Genomic DNA, 1,601 nt, shown 5'->3' with positions numbered 1-1,601 from the left:
TAACACATATGAGCCCAACTCCGGTCAATAGGTAATAGCAATTCCCTGGCTGCGTGAGCAGCCAGTTCAAATCCCTGGGCTAAACCTCTTAACTTCATCTGTCATGGTCATCGTCAGGCAACGCCTGCGGCAAACACATATAGAGGCTCTCTTAATGCGATCTCATCGCTGCCTGCTGCCGGGCAATCCGTGGCGGGTGCAGGGGCACTAGACATTCATCGGTTAACCTGATGCTGGCACTATTCAAAACGTAATGGCTGATTATTCTCGCCAGTTAGTGGAAGGCTCAGTGCAGGTGCAAGCGATTTAGCACAGGGTATTGTTGCGCAACAGGCGGATGTCTAATCAAAGCGTGGTGGCTGTGGACACCGGTATAGTTCATCACATTGCAGGTTTACTGCCTAAATAAGTGATAAACATGATACTCGCCATTCGACCAGTTAGATTTTCAGCTCATCCGCCTGCGCGACTTACCCCGCTAAAAAGCGTTCACTGTCGAACACCGTTTTATTCTTCAACATATAATACATGCATCGCCCGAGTTTATGGGCCAGGGCCGAGAGTGCTTTTGCTTTACTCATGCGCTTTTGTAACTTAGCGAGATATGCTTGTGCACGCGGGTTGCCTTTCAAGAACAACACCGCAGCTTCCGAGAATGCCCACTTAAGATGTGCATTACCGATTTTATTGCCCTGAGTACCGTACGTTTTGCCCGCTGACTCGGCTTTGCATTTGACCAACCGTGAATAGGAGGCGAACTTCTGAACACTCTCAAAGCGTTGGATATTGCCAATCTCGTAAAGAATTGTCAGAGCCAGAACCCGTCCGACACCGGGCAATGAACGTAGCAGATGATAGTCACGGCCGTTGTCATTTTTAGTTATCTTCTCTACATAACATTCGATACTGCTAACTTCATGGTCATAAATTTCAATCAGACGCAGATTCATATCCACACTGCGTTGTACCAGTGGATCAGGAAAATAGCCGCGCATAGAATCCCGGCCGGTGGTGTAACTTAAATCTGATTTTTCGGGAAGTGGCAGGTTGTACTGGGCAAGCGCATTTTTAACAAAGGCTTTTAATTCAGCACTGTGACGCATGGCATGGGTTCGTCTACGCAACAAGTCCCGTATAGCGCGCTTTTCTTTTGGATAAACATACGCCAACGGAAAATTACCGCCTCGCATGAGCTTGGCAATTTTATATGCATCGATTTTATCATTCTTGGTTTTGCCGCCATGAATAGCCTTCATGTACAAGGCATGGCCAAGAATAAAGTCGATGTTGTGCTGTTCGCAAAAATCACTGAGCCAATACCAGCAATGCATACATTCTGCGCCGACAACGATATTTCCCAGATAGGGAGAAAGTAGTGTTAAAAGCTGTTCAGGAGAGTCTTTAATCTTCTTGTGAACCAGAATGTCGCCACGCTCATCAAGGATGCAAACGTAGAGCATTCGGGCATGAAGATCGATTCCGCAGTAAAAAGGATGTAAGTTAGTATAAAATTGCATTGAGTCTTCTCCGTTTTGGTTTGGTCGCCTTCCAGCTTAGCCAAGAAATTGGCTAAGCTGGGGAGAAGGCTCAATAAGTATCAA

At 46.5% G+C, this 1,601-nt stretch carries 1 protein-coding gene; it reads right to left on the bottom strand.

Annotation, left to right across the window (positions count from 1 at the left end; all coding sequences use genetic code 11):
* Window positions 1-470 precede the first annotated feature (470 nt).
* Window positions 471-1,517 (bottom strand): IS110 family RNA-guided transposase, encoded by a 1,047-nt coding sequence (locus ACXAGR_RS23725; protein WP_474852915.1) that lies wholly within the window; start codon window positions 1,515-1,517, stop codon window positions 471-473.
* Window positions 1,518-1,601: the final 84 nt, after the last annotated feature.

This window comes from Alteromonas sp. ABH4_457 (assembly GCF_056160625.1).
Note: the sequence above shows the minus strand (reverse complement) of the source record. Positions and strands in the feature narration are given on the sequence as shown.

Excerpts from the sequence above, each read along its gene's own strand:
- ACXAGR_RS23725 (WP_474852915.1), bottom strand. The coding sequence starts at position 1,517 with ATGCAATTTTATACTAACTTACATCCTTTTTACTGCGGAATCGATCTT.